Here is a 22,325-nt window from a genome sequence, read left to right as displayed (position 1 = left end):
CCGTGTCCGGTGGAAGCACAGTGTCGGTCAGGCGTCGTCGGCCGTCGGCCGGGTCGCACGCTCCAACTCCAGCAGTACGGAGTAGTAGCCGCGGCCCGTCGCGTGATCCATCCCCACCTCGCACATGCGGTTCGCCGAGAGGTGCGCGTCGAAGGGACGCGAGCGCACGAACTCGGCCTCCTTGCGGGTGGCCGATTCGGTGAGCTCCTTGTGGAGCATGCCGCGGTCGCCCGCGAAGGCGCAGCAGCCGGCGTCGGCGGGGACGACCACCTCGTCGGCGCAGGCCTCCGCGACGGTCCGCAGCTGCTCCTCGTCCCCCAAGTGCCGCATGGAGCAGGTGGGATGGAGCACGGCCGAGCCGACGGTGCGGCGCACGGTGAGGTGGGGGAGGAGATCGCGCGCCGCCCAGACCAGCGAGTCGACGACGGTGAGTTCGGCGTGCAGGGCGCGGTTCTCGGGGGTCAGACACGGCACGAGCTCGTGGGCGATGCCGAGCGTGCAGGAGGAGGCGTCCACGACGAGCGGCAGTGCGCCGCCCGCGGTCCAGCCCCAGGCCGCCTCGACGATCCGGTTGGCCATGACCCTGTTGCCCGAGTCGTACCCCTTGGAGTGCCAGATGGTCGCGCAGCAGGTCCCGGCCACATCGTCCGGAATCCACACGGGCATTCCGGCGCGCGCGGAGACGGCGACGACGGCCTCGGCCAGGGAGAGGTCTCCCGGTCCGGCGAAGATGCGGTTGACGCACGCCGGGTAGTAGACGGCGGCGGCCCCCACGCGCGCGGTGGGCGGCAGGTTCGCGGGGGCCGCTCCCGGCATTCCCGGCAGCCACTCGGGCACGAGATCCGGTCGTACGGCCCTGCGCGCGGCGCGTGTCGCCCCGGTCACCCACTTGTCGCCGATCCGGTCCGCGACGGCCACGGCCATCCGTGCCGCCGCCTCGACCGACCGGAAGTGGCGTGCGGCCAGGGCCGCCGCCCGCTCCTCGCGCGGGGAGTGCCGCGCGTGCCGGAAGTCACGCATCATCGCGCCCGTGTCGATGCCGACGGGGCAGGCGAGTCTGCACGTCGAGTCGCCCGCGCAGGTGTCCACCGCGTCGTGGCCGTAGGCCTCCAGAAGGCCGTCCTCGACGGGGGAGCCCTCGGGCTGGCGCATCATCTCGCGGCGCAGCACGATCCGTTGACGCGGTGTGGTGGTCAGATCCTGGCTGGGGCAGGTCGGTTCGCAGAAGCCGCACTCGATGCACGGGTCGGCGACCGGCTCGACCCGGGGGATGGTCTTCAGGCCGCGCAGATGGGCGCGCGGATCACGGTCGAGCATGATGCGCGGGGCCAGCACCCCGTCCGGATCGACGACCCGCTTGATGCGCCACATCAACTCCGTCGCCCGAGGCCCCCATTCGAGTTCCAGGAACGGCGCGATGTTCCGGCCGGTGGCGTGCTCCGCCTTGAGGGAGCCGTCGAAACGCTCGACGGTCAGCCGGCAGAAGTCGTCCATGAAGGCCTCGTAGCGCCGGACGTCCGCCGGGTGCGACGCGTCGAAGGCGAGCAGGAAGTGCAGGTTGCCGTGCGCGGCGTGACCGGCCACCGCCGCGTCGAAGCCGTGCCGGGTCTGCAGTTCGAGCAGCGCCTCGCAGGCCTCGGCCAGCCGCTCCGGGGGGACCGCGAAGTCCTCGGTGATCAGGGTGGATCCGGACGGGCGGGCGCCCCCGACGGCCGTGACGAACGCCTTGCGGGCCTTCCAGTGGCCCGCGATGGCCTCCGCGTCGCGGGTGAGGACGTTCGTCACCGAGGCGACGGGGGAGACCAGGGAGAGCCCTTCCAGGACCTTGCGGGCGGCTTCTTCGCAGGCCTCCTGCCGGGACTCGTCCGGGGTGCGGAACTCCACGAGAAGGGCCGTGGTCGGGCCGGGCAGTTCGGCCCAGTCGGCGGGCACGCCCGCGACGCTCACGGAGGCGCGCAGGGTGTTGCCGTCCATCAGCTCGACGGCCGACGCGCCGGCCCGGGTGAACAGCGGCACGGCGGCCGCAGCCTCCGGGAGCGAGGGGAAGAAGAACAGCCCGGCGGTGACCCGCCGGTCCAGGGGCAGTGTGTCGAAGACGGTCTCGGAGATGAAACCCAGGGTTCCTTCGGAACCGACCATCAGGCCCCGCAGGATCTCGACGGGGGTCTCGCCGTCCAGGAACGCGTCGAGGCGGTAGCCGTTGGTGTTCTTGATCGTGTACTTGGCGCGGATGCGGGCGACCAGTGCGGGGTCGGACCCGATCTCCTCCTTGAGCTCCAGCAGACCGGCGCACAGCGCGGGTTCGGCGTGCGCCAGCAGGTCGTCGGCCCGCGGATCGGCCGTGTCGACGATCGTGCCGCTCGGCAGCACGAAGGTGAGCGAGGCGAGGGTGCGGTACGCGTTGCGGGTGGTGCCGGCCGTCATGCCGGAGGCGTTGTTCGCGACGACCCCGCCGACGGTGCAGGCGATCGCGCTCGCCGGGTCGGGGCCCAGCACACGTCCGTGACGGGCGAGCGCGGCGTTGGCGCGGGCGACGGTCGTGCCGGGCGCGATGCGGGCCCGGGCTCCGCCGTCGAGGACCTCCACTCCCGTCCAGTGCCTGCGGACGTCGACGAGGATGTCCTCGCCCTGCGCCTGCCCGTTGAGCGACGTCCCGGCCGCGCGGAACACCACCTCGCGGTTCTTGCCGTGCGCGTACGACAGCACGGTGGAGACGTCGTCGATGTCCTCGGCGATCACGACGACCCGGGGCACGAAGCGGTAGGGGCTGGCGTCGGAGGCGTAACGCACGAGGTCGGAGATCCCGGTGAGCACCTTCTCGGCGCCGAGCAGCGCGGTCAGTTCGCCCCGGAGCGGCTCGGGCGTGCCCCCGGCGCGGTCCTCCGGGACCCGGTCGGGCGCGGGCGTCTCGGGGCGCGCGACGGGGCGCAGCGTGTCGTGCCGGGGCTCCAGCAGGGGCATCGCGCACCACTCCTCACGAGCTGGTTCAGCAGCGGTGCTCCGTGTGCGGCACGCCGTCCACCAGGGTGTTCAGCAGGCCGCCGAGCACATCGCGCTGTTCGTCCGTCAACGGAGCAAGGATCTCCTCCGCGGCCGAACGCCGCGCGGCGCGCAGTTCCCGCAGCGCCTTGCGTCCCTCGTCGGTGACCTCGATGCGGATCACGCGGCGGTTGGTGGGGTCGGGCACGCGGCGCACCTTGCCGCTCGCCTCCAGACCGTCGACCAAGGTGGTGACCGCGCGCGGCACCACCTCCAGGCGCTCGGCCAGATCGGCCATGCGGGGTGGCCCGCTGTAGTGGGCGAGGGTGCGCAGCAGCCTGGACTGGGCCGGGGTGATGCCCAGCTCCCGCTGCTCCAGATGGCGCTTCTGGATGCGGTGCACGCGGCGCGTCAGCCGCAGCAACTGCTCGGCGAGCAGGCCGTCGGCATCGGGGGTGGTCATGAGGGAACAATATCAGGATGCCGTTCATTGTGAGTATAGGTAACAATGAGCTACGCTCCGTTCGTCATCGACCTCTCACCTCCCGTAGGAGCCCATGCATCCCGAGCAACCCACCTGGACCCCCGCACCTGCCGACCCGGAACAGCCGCGGCAGGTGCGCCGCATCCTGAGACTCTTCCGGCCCTACCGAGGCCGGCTCCTGATCGTCGGCCTGCTCGTCGGTGCGGCGTCACTCGTCTCCGTCGCGACGCCGTTCCTGCTGAAGGAGATCCTCGACGTCGCGATCCCCGAGGGCCGCACCGGCCTGCTCAGCCTGCTCGCGCTCGGCATGATCCTCAGCGCGGTCCTGACCAGCGTCTTCGGCGTGCTCCAGACCCTCATCTCCACGACGGTCGGCCAGCGCGTCATGCATGACCTGCGCACCGCCGTGTACGGCCGGCTCCAGCGCATGTCGCTCGCCTTCTTCACGCGGACCCGCACGGGCGAGGTCCAGTCGCGCATCGCCAATGACATCGGCGGCATGCAGGCGACCGTCACCTCCACCGCCACGTCGCTCGTCTCCAACCTCACGAGCGTGGTCGCGACCATCGTCGCGATGGTCGCACTGGACTGGCGCCTGACCGTCGTCTCGCTGCTCCTGCTGCCGGTGTTCGTCTGGATCAGCCGACGCGTCGGCAACGAACGCAAGAAGATCACCACGCAGCGCCAGAAGCAGATGGCCGTGATGGCCGCCACCGTCACCGAGTCGCTCTCGGTCAGTGGCATCCTGCTGGGCCGCACCATGGGCCGCGCCGACTCGCTCACCCGTTCCTTCGCGGACGAGTCCGAGCGCCTGGTCGACCTCGAAGTGCGGTCGAACATGGCGGGGCGCTGGCGCATGTCCGTCATCGGCATCGTGATGGCCGCCATGCCGGCCGTCATCTACTGGACGGCGGGCATCGCCCTCCAGATGGGCGGCCCGTCCATATCGATCGGCACGCTCGTCGCCTTCGTCTCGCTGCAGCAGGGCCTGTTCCGGCCGACGGTGAGCCTGCTCTCCACCGGCGTGCAGATCCAGACCTCGCTCGCCCTCTTCCAGCGGATCTTCGAGTACCTCGATCTGCCGATCGACATCACCGAACCCGAGCGCCCGGTCCACCTCGACCAGGTCAAGGGCGAGATCCGCTTCGAGGACGTCGTGTTCCGCTACGACGGCAAGAGCGGACCGATCCTCGACAGCATCGACATCACCGTCCCCGCCGGCGGGAGCCTCGCCGTCGTCGGCCCGACCGGCTCGGGCAAGTCCACGCTGAGCCACCTGGTGCCCCGGCTGTACGACGTGTCGGGCGGACGCGTGACCCTCGACGGCGTCGACGTGCGCGACCTGGACTTCGACACGCTCGCGCGCGCGGTCGGTGTCGTCTCACAGGAGACCTATCTCTTCCACGCCTCGGTCGCCGAGAACCTGCGCTTCGCCAAGCCGGACGCGACCGACGAGGAGCTGTACGCGGCGGCGCGCGCGGCCCAGATACACGAGCACATCGCGTCCCTCCCCGACGGGTACGACACGATCGTCGGCGAGCGCGGCCACCGGTTCTCCGGTGGGGAGAAGCAGCGTCTGGCCATCGCCCGCACCATCCTGCGCGACCCGCCCGTGCTCATCCTCGACGAGGCGACGAGCGCCCTGGACACCCGCACCGAGCACGCCGTCCAGGAGGCCATCGACGCCCTGTCGGCGAACCGCACCACGCTCACCATCGCGCACCGGCTGTCGACCGTCCGGGGCGCGGACCAGATCGTGGTCCTCGACGCCGGGCGCACGGTGGAGCGCGGCACCCACGAGGAACTCCTCGGCCTGGACGGCCGGTACGCCGCCCTCGTCCGAAGGGACGCCCAACTGGAGCCGACAACCTGACGGGAGCCGACAAAATGACGATATGCCGGGTTTGCGGTGATCTGCGGGTTACCGTGCCCGCATGGAGACGAACACTCCGCCACGGAGCACGATCCGACTGACGCGCCGGGGCCGGGCCGCCCTCATCGCGACGGGAACCGTCGTGGCGGCCACCGCCGTGGCGGTGCCGCTGCTGACTCTGGGGGCAGGCGGTCACGAGAAGCCGAGGACCCTCGTCATCCCGGAGGGCTGGCGTGCCGGCCAGGTCTACGAGGCCGTCGACAAGGCGCTCAAGGTGCCCTCCGGCACCACGAAGAAGGCCATCGGGAAGGCCAAGCTCAAGCTGCCGAACGACGCCGAGGGCAACCCCGAGGGGTACCTGTTCCCGGCGACGTACCCGATCGGCGACAAGGCGACCCCGGAGTCGCTGCTGAAGTACATGGTCGACACGGCGAACCAGAAGTTCAACAAGGCGCCGATCGCCGCCGGGGCGCAGCGCAACGCCATGAACCTCTACCAGGCCATCACCATCGCGAGCATCGTCCAGGCCGAGGCGGCGACCAAGGCGGACATGGGCAAGGTGGCCAGGGTCGTCTTCAACCGCCTGGAGCGCGGCATGCCGCTGCAGATGGACTCGACGATCAACTACGGGCTGAACCGGTCCACCCTGAACACCACGCAGAACGACACCGCGGTCGACAGTCCCTACAACTCCTACCAGCGCATGGGGCTGCCGCCCACGCCGATCGCCAACCCGGGCGAGGAGGCGATGCACGCCACCGTCAGTCCGCCCGCGGGCGACTGGCTGTACTTCGTGACGGTCAAGCCGGGCGACACACGCTTCACGGCGGACTACGAGGAACACCTGAAGAACGTCGCCGAGTTCAACGCCTATCGCAGGAGCGCGGTCCCCGCGTCCCCCGCCGCGCCCTCGGCGTCCTCCGGAGACCCCGCGTCGCCGGCCGCCTCGGCGGGCGCATCCCCCGGCGCCTCCACGAGCACCTCCTCGGATACCTCTACGGGGGGTGACTCCGAGGGTGCCTCTACGGGCGACTCCTCGGATGCCACTACTGGCGCCTCCTCGGGCGACTCCTCTGATCTCTCCGAGGGTGCCTCCACGGGCGACTCCTCGGGCCTCTCCGAGGGTGCCTCTGCGGGCGACTCCTCGGGCCTCTCCGAGGGTGCCTCCACGGGCGACTCCTCGGATGTCTCCGAAGGAGCCTCCACGGGCGGCTCCTCCGACGCACCCGCGATCACGCCCACCGAGTGAGCCGCCCGGCGGGGTGTCAGGCGGCGACCGGCTCCTCCGCCAGCAGCCGCCTGATGTCCCGTACCGCGGCGCGCCCGGCACGGTTGGCGCCGATGGTGCTCGCCGAGGGCCCGTATCCGACGAGATGGATCCGCGGGTCGGCGACGACGCGGGTCCCCTCGACGCGGATGCCGCCGCCCGGCTCGCGCAGCCGCAGCGGCGCCAGATGGTCGATGGCGGCCCGGAAGCCCGTCGCCCACAGGATGACGTCGGCGTCGACGCGACGGCCGTCGTCCCAGGCAACACCGTCGGGGGTGATTCGGTCGAACATCGGCTGCCGGTCCAGCACGCCGTCGGCCAGCGCCGTCCGGATCGCCGCGTTCAGGGGCAGTCCCGTCACCGAGACGACGCTCCGCGGCGGCAGCCCCCGGCGGACCCGTTCCTCCACCAGCGCGACGGCGGCCCGGCCGTACTCCTCCGTGAAGGGGCCTTCGCGGAACACCGGCGGCCGTCGCGTCACCCAGGTGGTGGCGGCAGCATACGGGGCGATCTCCATCAAGTGCTGCGTGCCGGACGCGCCCCCGCCCACCACGATCACGCGCTTGCCGGCGAAAGCCTCCGGGCCGGGGTACTGCGCCGTGTGCAGCTGGCGCCCACGGAAGGTCTCCTGGCCCTGGTAGCGCGGCCAGAACGGCCGGTCCCAGGTGCCCGTCGCGTTGATCAGCGCCCGGGTCGACCACGCCCCGTCGTCGGTCTCGACGAGCAGCCGCCCGTCGGAGCCCTCCCGGACGGCCTTGACGTCGACCGGCCGCCGCACCCGCAGGTCGAAGGTCCGCTCGTAGCTGTCGAAATACTCCGCGATGACCTCGGAGGACGGGCGTGCGGGGTCCGCGTCCGTCAGCTCCATGCCGGGCAGCGAGTGCATGCCGTGCACCTTGCCGTACGTCAGCGACGGCCAGCGGAACTGCCAGGCGCCGCCCGGACGGGGGGCGTGGTCGAGGACCACGAAGTCCCGCTCGGGTTCGAAGCCTGTGCGCCGCAGATGAAAGGCGCTGGACAGGCCCGCCTGCCCGGCGCCGATCACCACCACGGCGACCTCACGCACACTCATCCCGGAATCGTTCACGCTTCCACCAACTCGGCCGGGGTCGTGGATCTTCCCGAAGGGTCTGCCGGAAGCGGGCGATCAGCGATCGGCGGGCATCGCGCGGACCAGTGCCGAGCCCCGAGTCCCGTGTCCCGTGTCCCGAGTCCCGCGTCCCGAGCTCCGCGTCACGCGCCGCACGGCCGGGCGACCGCGCACCGAACCCGGCTCGGGCAAGGAATCCGGCTCGGGCACGGAATCCGGATCATGGGCGAGGATTGAACCATGTCCGATGCCTTCAGCACCCGCGTCCTGAACGTCGCCACCGGTTCGTCCGAGACGGTCGTCGACCTCACTCACGCCTGCGAGGCGTTCCTGCGCGAGGTCGCGCCGGGTCGCGACGGCCTCCTGAACCTCTTCGTGCCGCACGCCACCGCCGGCATCGCGATCATCGAGACCGGTGCCGGCAGCGACGACGACCTCCTCGCCGCCCTGCACTCCCTGCTTCCCGCGGACGACCGCTGGCAGCACCGTCACGGCAGCCCCGGCCACGGCCGTGACCACGTCCTCCCGGCGATCGTCCCGCCCCACGCGACGCTGCCGGTCCTGGGCGGCAGGCTGGAGCTGGGGACCTGGCAGTCGGTGTGCCTGGTGGATACGAACAAGGACAATCCGAACCGGAACGTCCGCCTGTCGTTCCTGGGTTGAGACGGCGCGGTGCGACGACCGCGGGCCGAACGGCCGTCCGGGCGAGCCGGCTCGTCCTCGTCGATCGTGGAGTCCAGGTGGTCCTCACTGAAGAGGCGAGTTTTCCTCGATCGCACTTTGTATCATTCGGAAATTAACCTTCCTCATTCGGTCGAGTTCACGTCGGCCGACCCGCTGCTGTGCTCCCGCCGGGCCGCTGTCGTGCGGCATGGGCGAAAATGGGGCGGATGTGTGAACCGTGCTAAACTTGACGACAGTTGCAGTTGTGGTTCCCGAAACTTCAAGTGTCTTGGTGCCTGTATAGCGTCGGGCATTTCTTGTATCTCCGGTGTTTGTCCGGACGGGGCGCATTGTGACAACGAAGGGGTTCGCACGCCGTGGGTCCCCGGGTACTGCCCCCAAGGAGATGTGACATGGCTACTGGCACCGTCAAGTGGTTCAACTCGGAAAAGGGTTTCGGCTTCATCGAGCAGGACGGTGGCGGTCCGGACGTGTTCGCCCACTACTCGAACATCGCCGCCCAGGGCTTCCGTGAGCTCCAGGAAGGCCAGCGGGTGAACTTCGACATCACGCAGGGCCAGAAGGGCCCGCAGGCGGAGAACATCACTCCCGCCTGACGTCCGAGCGGACGAGATGACTGGGGCCCCGCCTTGTGGCGGGGCCCCAGCTCACTGCTTTCCGCATTCCGCTGGAATTATTCGATATTCATATTCGGCTCGTTCTTGCAATTTGTCCGGCTCATTCTTGTCGGGAATTCCTCGATGCGTGCCCTGTTGAGGAAGGTTCTCCATGAGCCGTTCAGCCCGCACGAACGACCGTCCTGAGCCACGGGGGCAGGGCCGCCCCGATGCCGGTCCGGGCGACACCGAGCGCCGTTCCGCCCCACCGGAGGGGGAGTTGGCGCTGCCGGTCACCGTCACTCCAGCGCTCCCCGCCGTTGCGACCTTCGGTGAACTGGACATGCCCGTCGCGTTGCTGGAGACGCTCACCGGTCGCGGCCTGAACGAGCCGTTCCCGATCCAGGCCGCCACCTTGCCGGACTCCCTCGCGGGCCGCGACGTCCTGGGCCGCGGGCGCACCGGATCGGGCAAGACGCTCGCCTTCGGCCTGGCGCTCCTCGCGCGCACGGCCGGGCAGCGTGCTGAGCCGCGGAAGCCGCTGTCCCTGATCCTCGTCCCCACACGCGAGCTGGCCCAGCAGGTCACCGACGCGCTCACCCCGTACGCCCGGCCGCTGAAGGTGCGGCTGGCCACGGTGGTCGGCGGCATGTCGATCGGCCGGCAGGCCGGCGCACTGCGTGAGGGGGCCGAGGTGGTCGTCGCGACGCCCGGCCGCCTCACGGACCTCGTGGAACGCAAGGACTGCCGTCTGGACCGAGTGAAGATCACCGTCCTGGACGAGGCCGACCAGATGGCGGACATGGGCTTCATGCCGCAGGTCACCGAACTGCTCGACCAGGTACGTCCCGACGGCCAGCGCATGCTGTTCTCGGCCACGCTGGACCGCGACGTCGACCTTCTGGTCCGCCGCTACCTCCATGACCCGGTGGTTCATTCGGTCGACCCGTCGGCGGGCGCGGTCACCACGATGGAGCATCACGTACTGCAGGTGCACGGTGCCGACAAGTACGCCACCGCCACCGAGATCGCCGCCCGCGACGGGCGTGTGCTCATGTTCCTGGACACCAAGCATGCGGTCGACCAGTTCACCAGGCACCTGCTGAGCAGCGGCGTGAAGGCCGCTGCGCTGCACGGCGGCAAGTCGCAGCCTCAGCGCACCCACACCCTGGCCCAGTTCAAGACAGGTGATGTCACGACGCTGGTGGCCACCAACGTGGCGGCCCGGGGCATTCACGTCGACGACCTCGATCTCGTCGTCAACGTCGATCCGCCCAGCGACCACAAGGACTACCTGCACCGTGGCGGCCGCACCGCCCGCGCCGGAGAGTTCGGCAGTGTCGTCACGCTGGTCCTCCCCAACCAACGCCGGGACATGGCCCGTCTCCTGTCCGACGCAGGCATCAGGGCCCGGATCACGCAGGTCCGCTCCGGCGAGGCCGAGCTGAGCCGCATCACCGGCGCCCAGGCTCCCTCCGGTGTCCCCGTCGGCGGCAGCGCACCGGTCGAGCGCCCGAAGCGCGGCGGTGCCCCCTTCCGGGGACTGGGCACGCGCCCGGGACGGGAGGGCGGCGGTGGCGAGTCCCGCCGGTCCGCCGAGGCCCGCCGGATCGCCGAGGCCCGCAAGGCCGCCCGGGTCCGTCGTGGCTCACGCGGCTGACCGGTCGCCGCTCCCGGTCGTGCGCTCCGCCTTCTCCGCGAGCGCGTCGAGTTGCGGCACCGCGTACGCCTGGGTTCGACCCGCGGTCTCAGGGAGCAGCCACGCCCTCACTCGGGACGAGTCGGCTTGCGCCATACGGAGATGTGCTTCGCGGACTCCTGGTCGAACCGCGTCCCGTCCCAGTCCGCGACGCGTCGTTCCAGCTCGAGTCCCGCGATCCGTGCCATCAGGTCGAGTTCGGCCGGCCATGCGTACCGGTGCCGGGAGTTGTCGCGGCGGTAGCGGCCGTCGTCGCCGTCGCGGGTGAAGTGGTGCGAGACGAGGATCTGCTCGACCAGGTCGAAGGTGTCGAAGCCGAGGTGCCGCTCTGAGACGTCGAACGGCACCGCGACCTGCCCGGGGGGCAGGAACCGCAGCGGCGGTACGCCCAGTTCGATGACGAACCGGCCGCCGGGCGACAGGTGACGCGCGGCGTTGCGGAAGCACTCGACCTGCTCGTCCTGCGTGAGCAGGTTCGTGATGGTGTTGTAGACGAGATAGACCAGGGTGAACTCGCCGGGGACGACGGTCGTGGCCATGTCCCCGATGGCGACCGGAAGCGTGCGCTCGTCGATCTTGCGCCGCAGCACCGCCGCCATGGGCTCGGACAGTTCGATGCCCACCACGGGTACGCCGCGTTCCCGCAGCGGGACGCCCACGCGTCCGGTTCCGATGGCGAACTCCAGTGCCCGGCCGTCACCGGCGAGTTCGGCGAGGAAGGCGAGGGTCGGTCCGAGAACAGCGGCCGAGGACAGCTCGGCCTCCTCGGCGTCGTAGCGGTCGGCGGTCGCACGGGTCCATGGCTCACTGCTCGTCACGGGCGGCCACTGTGCCGTGCGTGGTGGGGCGTTGTCGACGCATTTACGTTCCATGACCGAAGGAACCGCGACAGCCGCTCACCGTTCGGCGTTGCCGCACACGGCTGCCCGCTCCGGCGGCGGCCCGATGACAAGTCAGGAGTGACCCGGCGTCGAGTCAGCGTTGTGCGGGCACGTCCCAGCGGACGCGCAGGGCCGGCGGCTTCCGGAAGACCAGGCCCCTGGGTGTGGTGGGCGAGGCCGGGTCGAGGCGCAGGCCGGGGAGGCGGTCGAGAAGTGCGAGGAGGCAGACGCGGGTCTCCAGTCGGGCGAGGTGGGCGCCCAGACAGAAGTGCGGGCCGTGCGCGAAGGCCAGCTGGAGGCGGGAGTTGCTCCGTCGCAGGTCGAAGCTGTCGGGGTCCTCGAAGACCTCGGGGTCGCGGTTCGCGCCGGCGAGCGACACGACCACGAGATCACCGCGCCGCACGTCGGCGCCGCCGATCGTCACGTCGGTCGTGGCGTAGCGGTCCACGACGGCAGCGGCCGGTTCCAGGCGGAGCGACTCCTCGATCGCCGCGTCGACCAGGCCCGGATCGGCGTGCACGAGGGCGAGTTGATCGGGGTGTGCCAACAGGTGCAGTACGGCGTTGGCGATCATGCCTTCGGTGGTTTCGATACCACCGAACATCAGCACGGCGGCGTTGGCGACCACCTCCGGCAGTTTCAGGCGTTCGCTTTCGGCCGCCGCGACCAGCACTGACGCATCGGTTCCTGCCGCGACCGTCGCCTCGACGCTTCCTCGCAACTGGTCGAACGCCGCCGCCCCGTCGGGGTTCGCGGGCAGCCCGGCGGTGATGTCGGAGACCGCGCCCACGATGGCGTCGTACCAGGACAGCACCGCCTCGGCGTCCGCGTCGACCAGGCCCAGCGACTCGGCGACGACGGCGACGGCCAGGGGCCCGGCCACCGCCCGGCGCAGTTCGGCGCTGCCATGTGGCCGGATGCCTTCGACGAGCCGGGCGGCTTCCTGTTCCACGAACCCGGTGAACCGGGCGTGCACGTCGTGCGTGCGGAACGGGTCGGTGAAGGGGGCACGGTGCCGCTTGTGCTCGGCGCCCTCCAGGGAGAGCATGCTCGGACCGACCACCTGGGCCGTGGAGAAGCGGGGGTCGTCCACCGTGAAGGTCGCCGCGTCACGCATCACGCGCAGTGCGAGATCACGCCGGGTCACGAGCCAGCCTCCCAGCACGGGGACCCAGGACACCGGTTCGTGGGCGCGCAGCAGGGTCAGCCGGGGGTGGGGATCGTCCTCCAGCTCCGTGAGCGTGGTCGCGGAGCCGAGCGGAAACCGGCGCGCTGTCACCATGGAAGTTGCCCTCTGTTCCCGTCCCTGGAATTCCGGCCGCCCCGGAGGCCGCTCAGAGCCTATGCGTCTTCGGCGGTGAGTCGAGCCGGTCCCACATACTGGGACCGGCATCTCCGGCCGGCTGTGCCCCGCACACGCACGTCACCGACGTGTCAGTACACGTCGCGCACATAGCGCTTGTCGGCGGCGAGTTGTTTGACGAAGGCCGCGGCGCCGTCGTCGTCGAGGCCGCCGTGCACGACGGCGATGTCGCGCAGCGCCCGGTCGACGTCCTTGGCCATCCGGGAGGCGTCGCCGCAGACGTAGAAGTGGGCGCCGTCCTGGAGCCAGGACCACAGCAGGGGCCCGTGTTCGCGCATGCGGTCCTGGACGTACACCTTGGTGCGCTGATCGCGCGAGAACGCGGTGTCGAGCCGGGCGAGGGTGCCGGCGTCCAGGTGAGCGGTGAGCTCGTCCTCGTAGTAGTGGTCGCCGGCGCGGCGCTGTTCGCCGAAGAACAGCCAGTTGGGGGCCCGGTGCCCGAGCGCGCGACGCTCGTCGAGGAAGCCCATGAACGGTGCGACCCCGGTCCCGGGGCCCACCATCACCATCGGCGTGGCGGGGTCGACGGGCGGCCGGAAGTGCGGGGACCGCTGGACGAAGACCGGCACGGAGCTGTCCGGCGCGGCGTCGGCCAGGAAGGGTGAGCACACGCCCTGACGGGTGCGGCCGTGCAGGTTCTCCCAGCGGACCACGGAGACCGTCAGCGAGACCAGGGCTGGATCGGTGAGCGGGCTGGACGAGATGGAGTACAGCCGCGGTTGCAGCCGCTTGAGCGTGTCGGCCCATTCCTGGGCACTGGCGCACACGGCCAGGTCGGCGACGACGTCGATGGCCTGCCGGCCCCAGCACCACTTGGCCAGCTCGTCCTTGTTGTCGGGGCGCAGCAGCTTCTTCAGCTCGCGCGGATCGTGGACGCGTTCGCCGAGGAAACGCAGCATGTCGGTGGTGACGCGGGTGATGTCCAGGTGCTCGTGCAGGGCTTGACGGAACGTCGTCCCGCCGACGCCCGGCACCGTCACCTCGGCGTCCGCGGCGAGACCGGTGACGGCGAGCCACTCCGCGACCAGCTCGGGGTCGTTGACGGGGCGTACGCCGAGCGCGTCACCCGTCTCGTACGTCAGCGGTACGGCGCTGTCGCGGGTGTCGAAGGTGAAGCGCCGCACCTCCTTGCCCGACCCCGGGCCGCTGAGGAGCCGGTTGCCGACGAGACGTGCGGTGACCGGGGCGGGTTTCCGGGTGTTCGGGGGCGCCACCGGGGTGGCGGCCGGCGTCGGGGCGGCCTCGTCGGTCAGAGCGGTGAGAACCTGGTCCAGCCAGGCCGTCGCGGAGGGTTCGTAGTCGGGCTCGCAGTCCGCGCGCGGCGCCAGACGCACCGCGCCGAGCTCGTCCAGCCGCTGGTCCAGCCGTCGGCCGTATCCGCAGAAGTCGTCGTAGGAGGAGTCGCCCAGGGCGAGGACCGCGTACGGCCGTCCCGCCAGGCTCGGGGTGTCGGACGAGGCGAGCAGGTCCCAGAACGAGGAGCCGTTGTCCGGAGCGTCCCCATCGCCGAACGTGCTGGTGATCAGCAGCAGACCGGCGGCGGGCGGGAGCGTGGAGAGGTCGACGTCGTCCATGGGGACGAGGCTGGCGCTGTGCCCGGCCGAGGAGAGCCGTTCGGTGGCGGCCGCCGCGAACTCCTCCGCGTTGCCGGTCTGCGACGCCCACAGCACGACGACCTCGCGTCCCGCGGACACGGACGCGGCGAGGACCGGGGAGGGCACGGCCGTCCTGGAGTACATCCCGGCCAGTACGCCGTTGACCCACAGCGCGTGCTCGGGACTGAACGGCGCCGTCGGCGGGAGTACCGGCACACCCGAGGTGCCCGCTTCGACACCGGCGAGGAAGCCGACGAGATAGCGGCGCTCGGTCTCGCTCAGCACGGGCGGCGGCGGGACGGGGGACAGACCGAGGACGGCAGCCGCGGGGCCGGCGCCTGCCGTGCCCGGTGCGACCGGGGCCGCCACGAGAGCCGGGCCGACGGGCACGGGCGGTACCGTCGCACCCGTCCCGGGAGCCGGAGGACCGGGCACGGGCGCCACCTCCGCACCCGGTCCGGGCCCGCCCGCTCGCGCGGCAGCCGGTGCGGTCACCTTCGCCAGCGACACCGCGCACACCTTGAACTCGGGCTGGAAGGACAGCGGGTCCACGGCGTCGTTGGTCACGGCGTTGACGCTGAGGTACTCGCCGAACAGGTCGTTCCAGTGGAACGGGGCGAAGCAGTTCCCCGGCCGGACCCGGTCCGTCACCACCGCGGGCAGCACGGCCCGGCCGCGCCGCGAGGCGACCTCCACCGCGTCCCCGTCGCGTACGTCCAGAGCCCGGGCGTCGTCCGGGTGCAGCTCCACGAACGGCCCCGGGTTCAGCTTGTTGAGCTTGGCGACCCTGCCCGTCTTCGTGAGGGTGTGCCACTGGTGCTGCACGCGCCCCGTGTTCAGCACGAACGGGTAGTCGTCGTCGGGCATCTCGGCCGGCGGCACGTGCGGGCGGGCGTGGAAGACACCGCGGCCGCTCGCGGTCGGGAAGGACGGCCGCCCGTCGGCTCCCAGGTACCTGATCGGGTTGCGGTCCGGCCCGTCGGCCGCTGCCGCCGGCCACTGCACGGGGGTCGAGCGCAGCCTCTCGTAGGACACACCCCGCAGGTCGTAGCCGGTCTTCGGGTTCCAGGCGCGCCTGATCTCCTCGAACACCTCCTCCGCGCTGCCGTACGAGAAGCCCTCCTCGTAGCCCATCTCGCGCGCGACGGCAGCGATGATGCGCCAGTCCGCCATCGCCTCGCCGGGCGGCTCCACCGCGGGCCGGGCGAGCGTGAGGTTGCGCTCGCTGTTGACCAGCACGCCCTCGGTCTCGGTCCAGAGCGCCCCGGGCAGGATCACGTCGGCGTACGCGTTGGTCTCGGTGTCGGCGAAGACGTCCTGGGTGACGACGAACTCGGCCGCCTCCAGCCCTTCGATGACGGTCTTGCGGTTGGCGACCGACGCGACCGGGTTCGTGCAGATGATCCAGCAGGCCTTGATGTGGCCGTCCGCCATCCGCCGGAACATGTCCACCGTGCCCCGGCCGGCCCCGTCCTCGCGGATCGAACCCGGCGGCAGCCCCCACAACCCCTCGGTGAACGCCCGCTCCTCGTCGACCAGGACCGAACGCTGTCCGGGCAGACCGGGCCCCATGTAGCCCATCTCCCGGCCGCCCATGGCGTTGGGCTGCCCGGTCAGCGAGAACGGACCGCTGCCCGGACGGCAGATCGCCCCGGTGGCCAGGTGGAGGTTGATGAGGGCATTGGTGTTCCAGGTGCCGTGAGTGGACTGGTTCAGGCCCATCGTCCAGCAGCTCATCCACTCCCCGGCCTCGCCGATCAGCCGGGCCGCCGTGCGCAGGTCCTCCTCGGCGATGCCGGTGATCTCGCTGACCGCGGCCGGCGAGTAGTCGGCGAGGAACCGCGGCATCGCCTCCCAGCCCTCGGTGTGGGCGGCGACGAACTCCACGTCGGTGTGGCCGTTCTCGTGCAGGAGGTGCAACAGGCCGTTCAGGAGCGCCAGGTCGGTTCCGGGCCTGAGCTGCAGGAACAGGTCGGCCTTGGCCGCGGTGGCGGTGCGTCGCGGGTCCACCACGATCACCTTGGCGCCCGCCTTCTTGACCCGTTCCATCATCCGCAGGAACAGGATGGGATGGCAGTCGGCCATGTTGGAGCCGATGACGAGGAAGACGTCCGCGTGGTCGAAGTCCTGGTACGAGCCGGGCGGGCCGTCCGCACCGAGCGACAGTTTGTAGCCGGTGCCCGCGCCGGCCATGCACAGCCGCGAGTTCGACTCGATCTGGTTGGTCCGCACGAAGCCCTTGGCCAGCTTGTTCGCCAGGTACTGCGCCTCCAGCCCCATCTGCCCGGACACGTAGAAGGCGACCGCGTCCGGGCCGTGCTCGTCCACGACCGACCGCAGCCGTCGTGCCGTCTCCTTGATCGCCGCGTGCACGCCCGTGGGCGCCGGCTCCTCCTCGCGCCGCTCCCGGACGAGAGCGGTCTCCAGCCGGCCCGGGGCGGCGAGCATCTCGGCCGTCGTGGCGCCCTTGGTGCACAGACGGCCGAAGTTCGCGGGGTGCGCCTTGTCGCCGGACGCCTTGAGGACCGTACGCCGGCCGTCGGGCCCCATGCCGATGTCGAGCACCATCCCGCAGCCGACACCGCAGTACGAGCAGACCGTGCGCACCTGCGTCGCGGTCGTGGTCACGGGCGATCCCTCTCGTCACCGGATTCGTCCCGTCGACCGTACGAAATGCCCGTTACGCGGGTGTCACACGAGCTGATCATCGGTGGTTACGTGCACCACACACCGGCGACCGGCGATCTGTGAGACCGGCTCCGCGTCCGGGCCGCCGGTCCCGCCCGGTCCGCCGCCGGTCCCGCGGGGTCGGCTGCTGGTCCCGCGATGTCAGCCGCTAGTCCCGCGGGGTCGGCTGCTGGTCCCGCGATGTCGGCCGCTGGTCCCGCGGGATCGGCTGCTCGAACCAGACGACCTTTCCGGTGCTCAGCCGTGTCGCGCCCCAGCGCCGCGCGAGCTGGCTGACCAGGAACAGGCCGCGGCCCCCCTCGTCGCCCGGTGCGGCATGCCGCATCCGGGGCACCTCGGGCGAGTCGTCGGTCACCTCGCAGCGCAGTACGTCGGTGCGCAGCAGCCGCAGCGAGATGGGGCGCGAGGCGAAGCGCACGGCGTTGGTGACGACTTCGCTGACCATGAGCTCGGTCGGGTCCAGCAGGGACTCCAGGCCCCAGCGGTGCAGGGCCCTGCGGGCCAGCCGGCGTGCCTGTCCCGCGGTTCTCGGCCGAGGGTCCAGAAACCAGTACGCGACGCTGTCCGGCGGGAATCCCTCGAACCGGGCGGCCAGCAGCGCGATGTCGTCGTCCCGCGCGGCCGGACCCAAGCTGCCCAGCACCTGGTCGCACAGCAGTTCCAGCGAGAGGGTGGGGCGTCCGTCGACGGTGGTCTCCAGCCGCCTGCGCAGCGCCTCCACTCCGGTGCCCACGTCCGTGGCGCGGGTCTCGACCAGCCCGTCGGTGTACAGCAGCAGTGTGGCCCCGGTGGGCGCGGGCATCTCCACGGACTCGAACAGGACGTCGCCGACGCCGATGGGAGGGCCCGGCGGAACGCGCAGGATCTCGGTCCGTCCGTCCGGGTGCAGCAGTACGGCGGGCGGGTGGCCCGCGTTCGCCATGAGCAGCCGGTGCGAGATCGGGTCGTAGATCGCGTAGAGACAGGTCGCGATGTGGTCGCTGCCCAGGCGCCGGGCCTGTTCGTCCAGGTGGTGCAGAACCTCGTCCGGGGGCAGGTCGAGCCCGGCGAGGGTCTGCACGGTGGTGCGCAGCTGACCCATGATCGCGGCCGAGGTCATGGAGTGGCCCATGACATCGCCGACGACCAGTGCGATCCGGTTGCCGGTGACCGGGATGGCGTCGTACCAGTCGCCGCCGACCTGGGCCGTGCGGGAGGCGGGCAGATAGCGACTGGCGAGCCGTACGCCGGTGGGTTCGGGCAGCGACGACGGGAGCATGGTGCGCTGCAGGGTGTCCGCCACAGCGGCCTCGTGCCCGTACATCACGGCCTTCTGGACGCCCATCGCGGTGTGCGTCGCCAGCTGCGAGGCGACGAGCAGGTCGTCCGAGGTGAAGGCGGGGCGCTCGGGCCTGCGCAGCAGGACGACGGTGCCCATGACGTCATGACGGCCGTGCAGGGGAGCGATGATCAGCCTGCGTCCCGGTGGCAGAGTGCCGGGCTCGCCCGTCACCGGGCCGAGCAGTTCGGCGACCGCGCCCCCGATGCCGGGGGCGTCGCCGAACGCCGGACGACCGGCGAGCAGAAGCTCCGCGAGACGCCCGGTGACCGTCACGTGCACCCGCTCGGCCACGTTCGCGTGCAGGGGGCGGACCGCCGGCGGCGAAGGGGTGGGGCCTGCGGCACCCGACGGATCCGGCGCCCGGTCGACGCTGTGCAGCTGGAGGACGACGGGTGCGGCCGACTTCTCCTGTCCGACCGGAAGTGGATCGTGCAGATGGATGAAAATCGCATCGGCGAAGGACGGAACCGCCGCCCGTCGTAATGCGCGGAGCGTCTCGTCCAGGTCCATGCCGCGGGCGATGCGCCGGGTCGCCACGTCGAGGTAGCGCAGCCGGTCGGTCTGCGGGCCGGCGTCGTCCGGGACCGCCTCGTGGGAGGGGACGTCCGCGGGCGCGTGATGCCGTGCCGCGGACCGGCCCTCACCGGGGACGGCGGAGCGCTCCGCGCCGGAGGGCTGCGGTCGGTTGCCGTCGGGGGAGGAGGGTCGCGCCGTGTCGGAGGACGTGGGCCGCTTCCCGTCGGACGAGGACGAGGACGGGGACGAGGACGAGGACGAGGACGAGGGGGAGGAGGGCTCCGCGCGCCGCCGGACCGGGGACGGCTCGGGCGTGCCGGGGTGCTCGGCCCGGGTCGGCGGGGCGCCGGACCGCCTGGGCGCATCGCCCGAGCCTTCGCGGGGTGTGTGCTGCTCCGTCACGCTTCTCGTTCCGTCCGGTGGGTGCCGCGGAGGTGTCGCGGTCCGCGGTGATGGATCGTCGTGCTCAGTCCGCCCGACGGCAGCAGAGGAACACCTGTTCCTCGGGCGGGACGTCGGAGACGGCCGGGGCGTAGGTGTAGGAGGACTCCTCGGCGACGTCGAAGCCCGCCGCCTCGATGACCTTGAGCAGGTCCTCCCGCAGATAGCCGGAGACCCGGATCGTGTTGCCGAGGAACGGGATCGAGAAGTCGTCCACGTCGGCCTCGACCATCGACAGGACGAACAGCCCGCCGGGAACCAGCAGATGGCGGATCGTCGCCAGTGCGAGGGGTATCTCCGCGCGCGGCAGCATGAGGAGGGAGAAGAAGGCCGCGACGGCGTCGAACCGGCCGAGATCCCGAGGACCGCCCGGCCTCAGGTCGGCGATGTCCATCTGGTGGAACGTCGCCGCCGGCACATAGCCCCGGGCCAGCTCGACCATCCCGCCGGACAGGTCGATGCCCACGACCTCGAACCCGGCGTCCGCCAGCTGGCGCGATGTCGGCACACCGGTGCCGCAACCGAGGTCCAGGACCCGGGACCCGGCCGGCAGCTGCTCGATCAGCCACGTGCCGGCGAAGAGCTGGCCGTCCTTGTGGGGGAATGCCTCGTCGTAGCGGTCGCCGATGGCGTCGAACGCCTCGGCCTGCCCGCTGCGGTCGAGCCAGATGCTCTCGTATGCGGTCCCATGGTCGCTGTTGGCCACGAAAGTAACCTTTCATTGGACATATTGGATTATCCCACGATTAAGTCAGGGGTGACCTTGTGCGTCCGGGCCCCTGGAGGGCGCCGAGGGCCTCGGAGCCGACATGACCGCCGCCGAGGAACGCCCGAAGAAGGGCACGCTCGCGCGTGCCGCGGCCGAAGCCCGCCCGTGGCGGACCCAAGTGAAACTCACCTGACCGAATCGCTCAACTCGCCTATGGTCAAACTGATTTCCGACTGGGGGCGCGGCCCGTCCGGGTCGCCGGCGGGGCCACTGACGTGGAGGGTGATTGTGCGTTACCGGGAGCTCGGCCGCAGTGGACTGTCCGTGTCCGAGATCGGTTTCGGAGCGTGGGGGATCGGTGAGTCCAGCTGGGTGGGAGCGTCGGAAGACGAATCGGTGCGTGCCCTGCACCGTGCCGTCGATCTGGGGGTCAACTTCGTCGACACCGCCCGCGGCTACGGCGAGAGCGAACGGATCGTCGGCCGGGTGGTGCGTGAGCGCGGCGCCGACGAGGTCCTCGTCGCGACCAAGGTGCCTCCGAAGAACGGCACATGGCCGGCGCCCGACGGGCTGGACCCGGCCGAGACCTTCCCGGGCGCGCACATCCGCGACAGCCTGGAGACCAGTCTGCGGGTCGCCGGCCTCGACCACTACGACGTCCTGCAGTTCCACGTCTGGTCCGACGAGTGGGTCGGCCGGGGTGACTGGCTGGAGACGATCGCCCAGCTGAAGCAGGAGGGGAAGATCCGCCTGTTCGGCGTCTCCATCAACGACCACCAGCCCGACAACGCCCTCGCGCTCGTGCGCAGCGGCGCGGTGGACAGTGTCCAGGTCATCTACAACGTCTTCGACCAGGCACCCGCGGACGCACTGCTGCCGGCGTGCGCCGAGCACGGTGTCGGCGTCATCGTGCGGGTGGCGCTCGACGAGGGCGGCCTGACCGGCAGGATCACCGTCGGCACGACGTTCCCCGAGGGCGACTGGCGCAACCGCTACTTCCGCGGCGACCGTCCCGCCCAGGTCGAACGCCGGGTGGCCGCGATCGTCGCGGACCTCGGCATCGAACCCGGCGAGATCGCCGAGACCGCGCTGCGTTTCGTCCTGAGCGCGCCTGCCGTCTCCACGGTCATCCCGGGGATGCGCAGTGTGCGCAACGTCGAACGCAACACCGCCCTGAGCGACGGGCGGGCCCTCGCCGCCGACCGGCTCGCCGTGCTGGCCGGGCACCGCTGGCAGCGCAACTTCTACTCCTGAGCGGAGCGCGTCCTTCCCCCTGGCCGGCGTGCCTGTCGCCTCCCCCAGGAGGTGAGTGCGGAAATTCTCGGGAGAGGCTGTCGATCCGGACGGGCCCCGTTCGACGCACGGGTGAGAGCGGCAATCCACCGACCCGAGGAGAACGGTCATGCCCAAGCTGCGCGTACACAACATCACGGTCTCGCTGGACGGCTACGCCGCAGGTCCCCACCAGAGCCTGGAACACCCGCTCGGCGAGGGTGTCGAAGAGATGCACGACTGGATGTTCGCCGCGATGCGGGACCTCGCGGACGGCAAGACGGGTCTCGACGTCGACTATGTGGCCCGCTCCGAGGAGAACATCGGAGCCACCATCATGGGACGCAACATGTTCGGACCCCACCGCGGACCGTGGCAGGACGAGTCGTGGAAGGGCTGGTGGGGTGCCAACCCGCCCTACCACAACGACGTGTTCGTCCACACGCATCACCTTCGGCCCTCGGTCCCGATGGAGGGTGGCACCACGTTCCACTTCACGGACGAGCCCGTCGAGACGGTGCTGGCACGGGCGTTCGAGGCGGCGGCGGGCAAGGACGTGCGGATCGGCGGGGGAGCGGCGACCGTACAGCAGTACCTGCGGGCAGGGCTGATCGACGAGTTGCATCTGGCCGTCTTCCCGAAGCTCCTCGGCAGCGGCGAGCGCCTGTTGGACAATCTGGGTGACGGGGTCGACGGCTACCGGGTCTCCGAGCTGGTGAGCTCGCCGGCCGTGACGCACGCCGTACTGGTACGCCGCTGAGACGGCGCGACCGGGCCCGGCGTCCGCCGCCGGACACCCTCGACGGGCACCGGTGGCGGAAATCGGTCGCGGTCCCTGTCGCTGTCGCCCTCGCCGTCGCCGGAGGC

14 protein-coding genes and 1 pseudogene are annotated in these 22,325 nt (G+C 71.1%); 7 read left to right on the top strand and 8 right to left on the bottom strand.

What is annotated here, in order from left to right:
* Positions 1-27: 27 nt before the first annotated feature.
* Entirely contained in the window at positions 28-2,961 is a 2,934-nt protein-coding gene (locus tag BKI49_RS03415; RefSeq protein WP_095932679.1) for an FAD-binding and (Fe-S)-binding domain-containing protein, read from the bottom strand.
* 25 nt (positions 2,962-2,986) lie between these two features.
* The gene (locus BKI49_RS03410) at positions 2,987-3,442 is read right to left on the bottom strand and encodes a MarR family winged helix-turn-helix transcriptional regulator (RefSeq protein ID WP_095932678.1); all 456 of its coding nucleotides are present in this window, start codon (positions 3,440-3,442) and stop codon (positions 2,987-2,989) included.
* A 94-nt stretch (positions 3,443-3,536) separates the two neighbouring features.
* Between BKI49_RS03410 and BKI49_RS03405 the strand changes: the two genes are divergently transcribed.
* Positions 3,537-5,336 carry an ABC transporter ATP-binding protein gene (locus BKI49_RS03405; protein WP_095932677.1) on the top strand — a complete coding sequence of 600 codons (1,800 nt, stop codon included), beginning with the start codon at positions 3,537-3,539 and terminating at the stop codon, positions 5,334-5,336.
* 61 nt (positions 5,337-5,397) lie between these two features.
* A pseudogene (gene mltG / locus BKI49_RS03400) lies at positions 5,398-6,231 on the top strand (endolytic transglycosylase MltG); the annotation flags it as partial.
* A 370-nt stretch (positions 6,232-6,601) separates the two neighbouring features.
* Here mltG and BKI49_RS03395 read toward each other — a convergent pair.
* Positions 6,602-7,675: an NAD(P)-binding domain-containing protein gene (locus tag BKI49_RS03395; protein WP_095932675.1), complete on the bottom strand. Its 1,074-nt coding sequence runs from the start codon at positions 7,673-7,675 to the stop codon at positions 6,602-6,604.
* 258 nt (positions 7,676-7,933) lie between these two features.
* Here BKI49_RS03395 and BKI49_RS03390 point away from each other — a divergent pair, with 258 nt between their 5' ends.
* The 3 genes from BKI49_RS03390 to BKI49_RS03380 all read left to right on the top strand — a co-directional run bounded on the left by BKI49_RS03390 (position 7,934) and on the right by BKI49_RS03380 (position 10,633).
* Positions 7,934-8,356, top strand: a complete 423-nt coding sequence (locus BKI49_RS03390; RefSeq protein WP_095932674.1) for a YjbQ family protein — start codon at positions 7,934-7,936, stop codon at positions 8,354-8,356.
* A 413-nt stretch (positions 8,357-8,769) separates the two neighbouring features.
* The gene (locus BKI49_RS03385) at positions 8,770-8,973 is read left to right on the top strand and encodes a cold-shock protein (protein WP_028800280.1); all 204 of its coding nucleotides are present in this window, start codon (positions 8,770-8,772) and stop codon (positions 8,971-8,973) included.
* 172 nt (positions 8,974-9,145) lie between these two features.
* Positions 9,146-10,633, top strand: coding sequence for a DEAD/DEAH box helicase (locus BKI49_RS03380; RefSeq protein WP_095932673.1), 1,488 nt, complete (start codon positions 9,146-9,148; stop codon positions 10,631-10,633).
* A 107-nt stretch (positions 10,634-10,740) separates the two neighbouring features.
* On the opposite strand, the gene BKI49_RS03375 is transcribed toward BKI49_RS03380, so the two are convergent.
* From BKI49_RS03375 to BKI49_RS03355, 5 genes are all read right to left on the bottom strand, one after another.
* On the bottom strand, positions 10,741-11,490 hold the full coding sequence (locus tag BKI49_RS03375) for a class I SAM-dependent DNA methyltransferase (protein ID WP_179332321.1): 750 nt from the start codon (positions 11,488-11,490) through the stop codon (positions 10,741-10,743).
* Between the two features lie 157 nt (positions 11,491-11,647).
* A complete protein-coding gene (locus BKI49_RS03370; RefSeq protein ID WP_095932671.1) occupies positions 11,648-12,835 on the bottom strand; it encodes a cytochrome P450 in 1,188 nt (395 codons plus the stop codon).
* 152 nt (positions 12,836-12,987) lie between these two features.
* A complete protein-coding gene (locus tag BKI49_RS03365) occupies positions 12,988-17,079 on the bottom strand; it encodes a bifunctional nitrate reductase/sulfite reductase flavoprotein subunit alpha (protein WP_095932744.1) in 4,092 nt (1,363 codons plus the stop codon).
* A 268-nt stretch (positions 17,080-17,347) separates the two neighbouring features.
* Positions 17,348-19,438 (bottom strand): ATP-binding SpoIIE family protein phosphatase, encoded by a 2,091-nt coding sequence (locus BKI49_RS03360; protein ID WP_095932670.1) that lies wholly within the window; start codon positions 19,436-19,438, stop codon positions 17,348-17,350.
* Between the two features lie 64 nt (positions 19,439-19,502).
* Entirely contained in the window at positions 19,503-20,183 is a 681-nt protein-coding gene (locus tag BKI49_RS03355) for a class I SAM-dependent DNA methyltransferase (RefSeq protein ID WP_095932669.1), read from the bottom strand.
* 291 nt (positions 20,184-20,474) lie between these two features.
* On the opposite strand from BKI49_RS03355, the gene BKI49_RS03350 reads away from it, so the two are divergent.
* Positions 20,475-21,440, top strand: a complete 966-nt coding sequence (locus BKI49_RS03350) for an aldo/keto reductase (RefSeq protein ID WP_095932668.1) — start codon at positions 20,475-20,477, stop codon at positions 21,438-21,440.
* A gap of 148 nt (positions 21,441-21,588) precedes the next feature.
* A complete protein-coding gene (locus BKI49_RS03345; protein ID WP_095932667.1) occupies positions 21,589-22,218 on the top strand; it encodes a dihydrofolate reductase family protein in 630 nt (209 codons plus the stop codon).
* Positions 22,219-22,325 lie beyond the last annotated feature (107 nt).

Origin of the sequence: Streptomyces sp. Tue6028 (assembly GCF_002300165.1) — a bacterium.
In the GTDB taxonomy this organism is placed as follows: Bacteria; Actinomycetota; Actinomycetes; order Streptomycetales; family Streptomycetaceae; genus Streptomyces; species Streptomyces siamensis.
Note: the sequence above shows the minus strand (reverse complement) of the source record. Positions and strands in the feature narration are given on the sequence as shown.

What these genes read in the sequence shown, in the direction of transcription:
- BKI49_RS03415 (WP_095932679.1), bottom strand. Translation starts at nt 2,961, where the DNA reads ATGCCCCTGCTGGAGCCCCGGCACGACACGCTGCGCCCCGTCGCGCGC.
- BKI49_RS03410 (WP_095932678.1), bottom strand. Translation starts at nt 3,442, where the DNA reads ATGACCACCCCCGATGCCGACGGCCTGCTCGCCGAGCAGTTGCTGCGG.
- BKI49_RS03405 (WP_095932677.1), top strand. Translation starts at nt 3,537, where the DNA reads ATGCATCCCGAGCAACCCACCTGGACCCCCGCACCTGCCGACCCGGAA.
- BKI49_RS03395 (WP_095932675.1), bottom strand. Translation starts at nt 7,675, where the DNA reads ATGAGTGTGCGTGAGGTCGCCGTGGTGGTGATCGGCGCCGGGCAGGCG.
- BKI49_RS03390 (WP_095932674.1), top strand. Translation starts at nt 7,934, where the DNA reads ATGTCCGATGCCTTCAGCACCCGCGTCCTGAACGTCGCCACCGGTTCG.
- BKI49_RS03385 (WP_028800280.1), top strand. Translation starts at nt 8,770, where the DNA reads ATGGCTACTGGCACCGTCAAGTGGTTCAACTCGGAAAAGGGTTTCGGC.
- BKI49_RS03380 (WP_095932673.1), top strand. Translation starts at nt 9,146, where the DNA reads ATGAGCCGTTCAGCCCGCACGAACGACCGTCCTGAGCCACGGGGGCAG.
- BKI49_RS03370 (WP_095932671.1), bottom strand. Translation starts at nt 12,835, where the DNA reads ATGGTGACAGCGCGCCGGTTTCCGCTCGGCTCCGCGACCACGCTCACG.
- BKI49_RS03365 (WP_095932744.1), bottom strand. Translation starts at nt 17,079, where the DNA reads ATGGTGCTCGACATCGGCATGGGGCCCGACGGCCGGCGTACGGTCCTC.
- BKI49_RS03345 (WP_095932667.1), top strand. Translation starts at nt 21,589, where the DNA reads ATGCCCAAGCTGCGCGTACACAACATCACGGTCTCGCTGGACGGCTAC.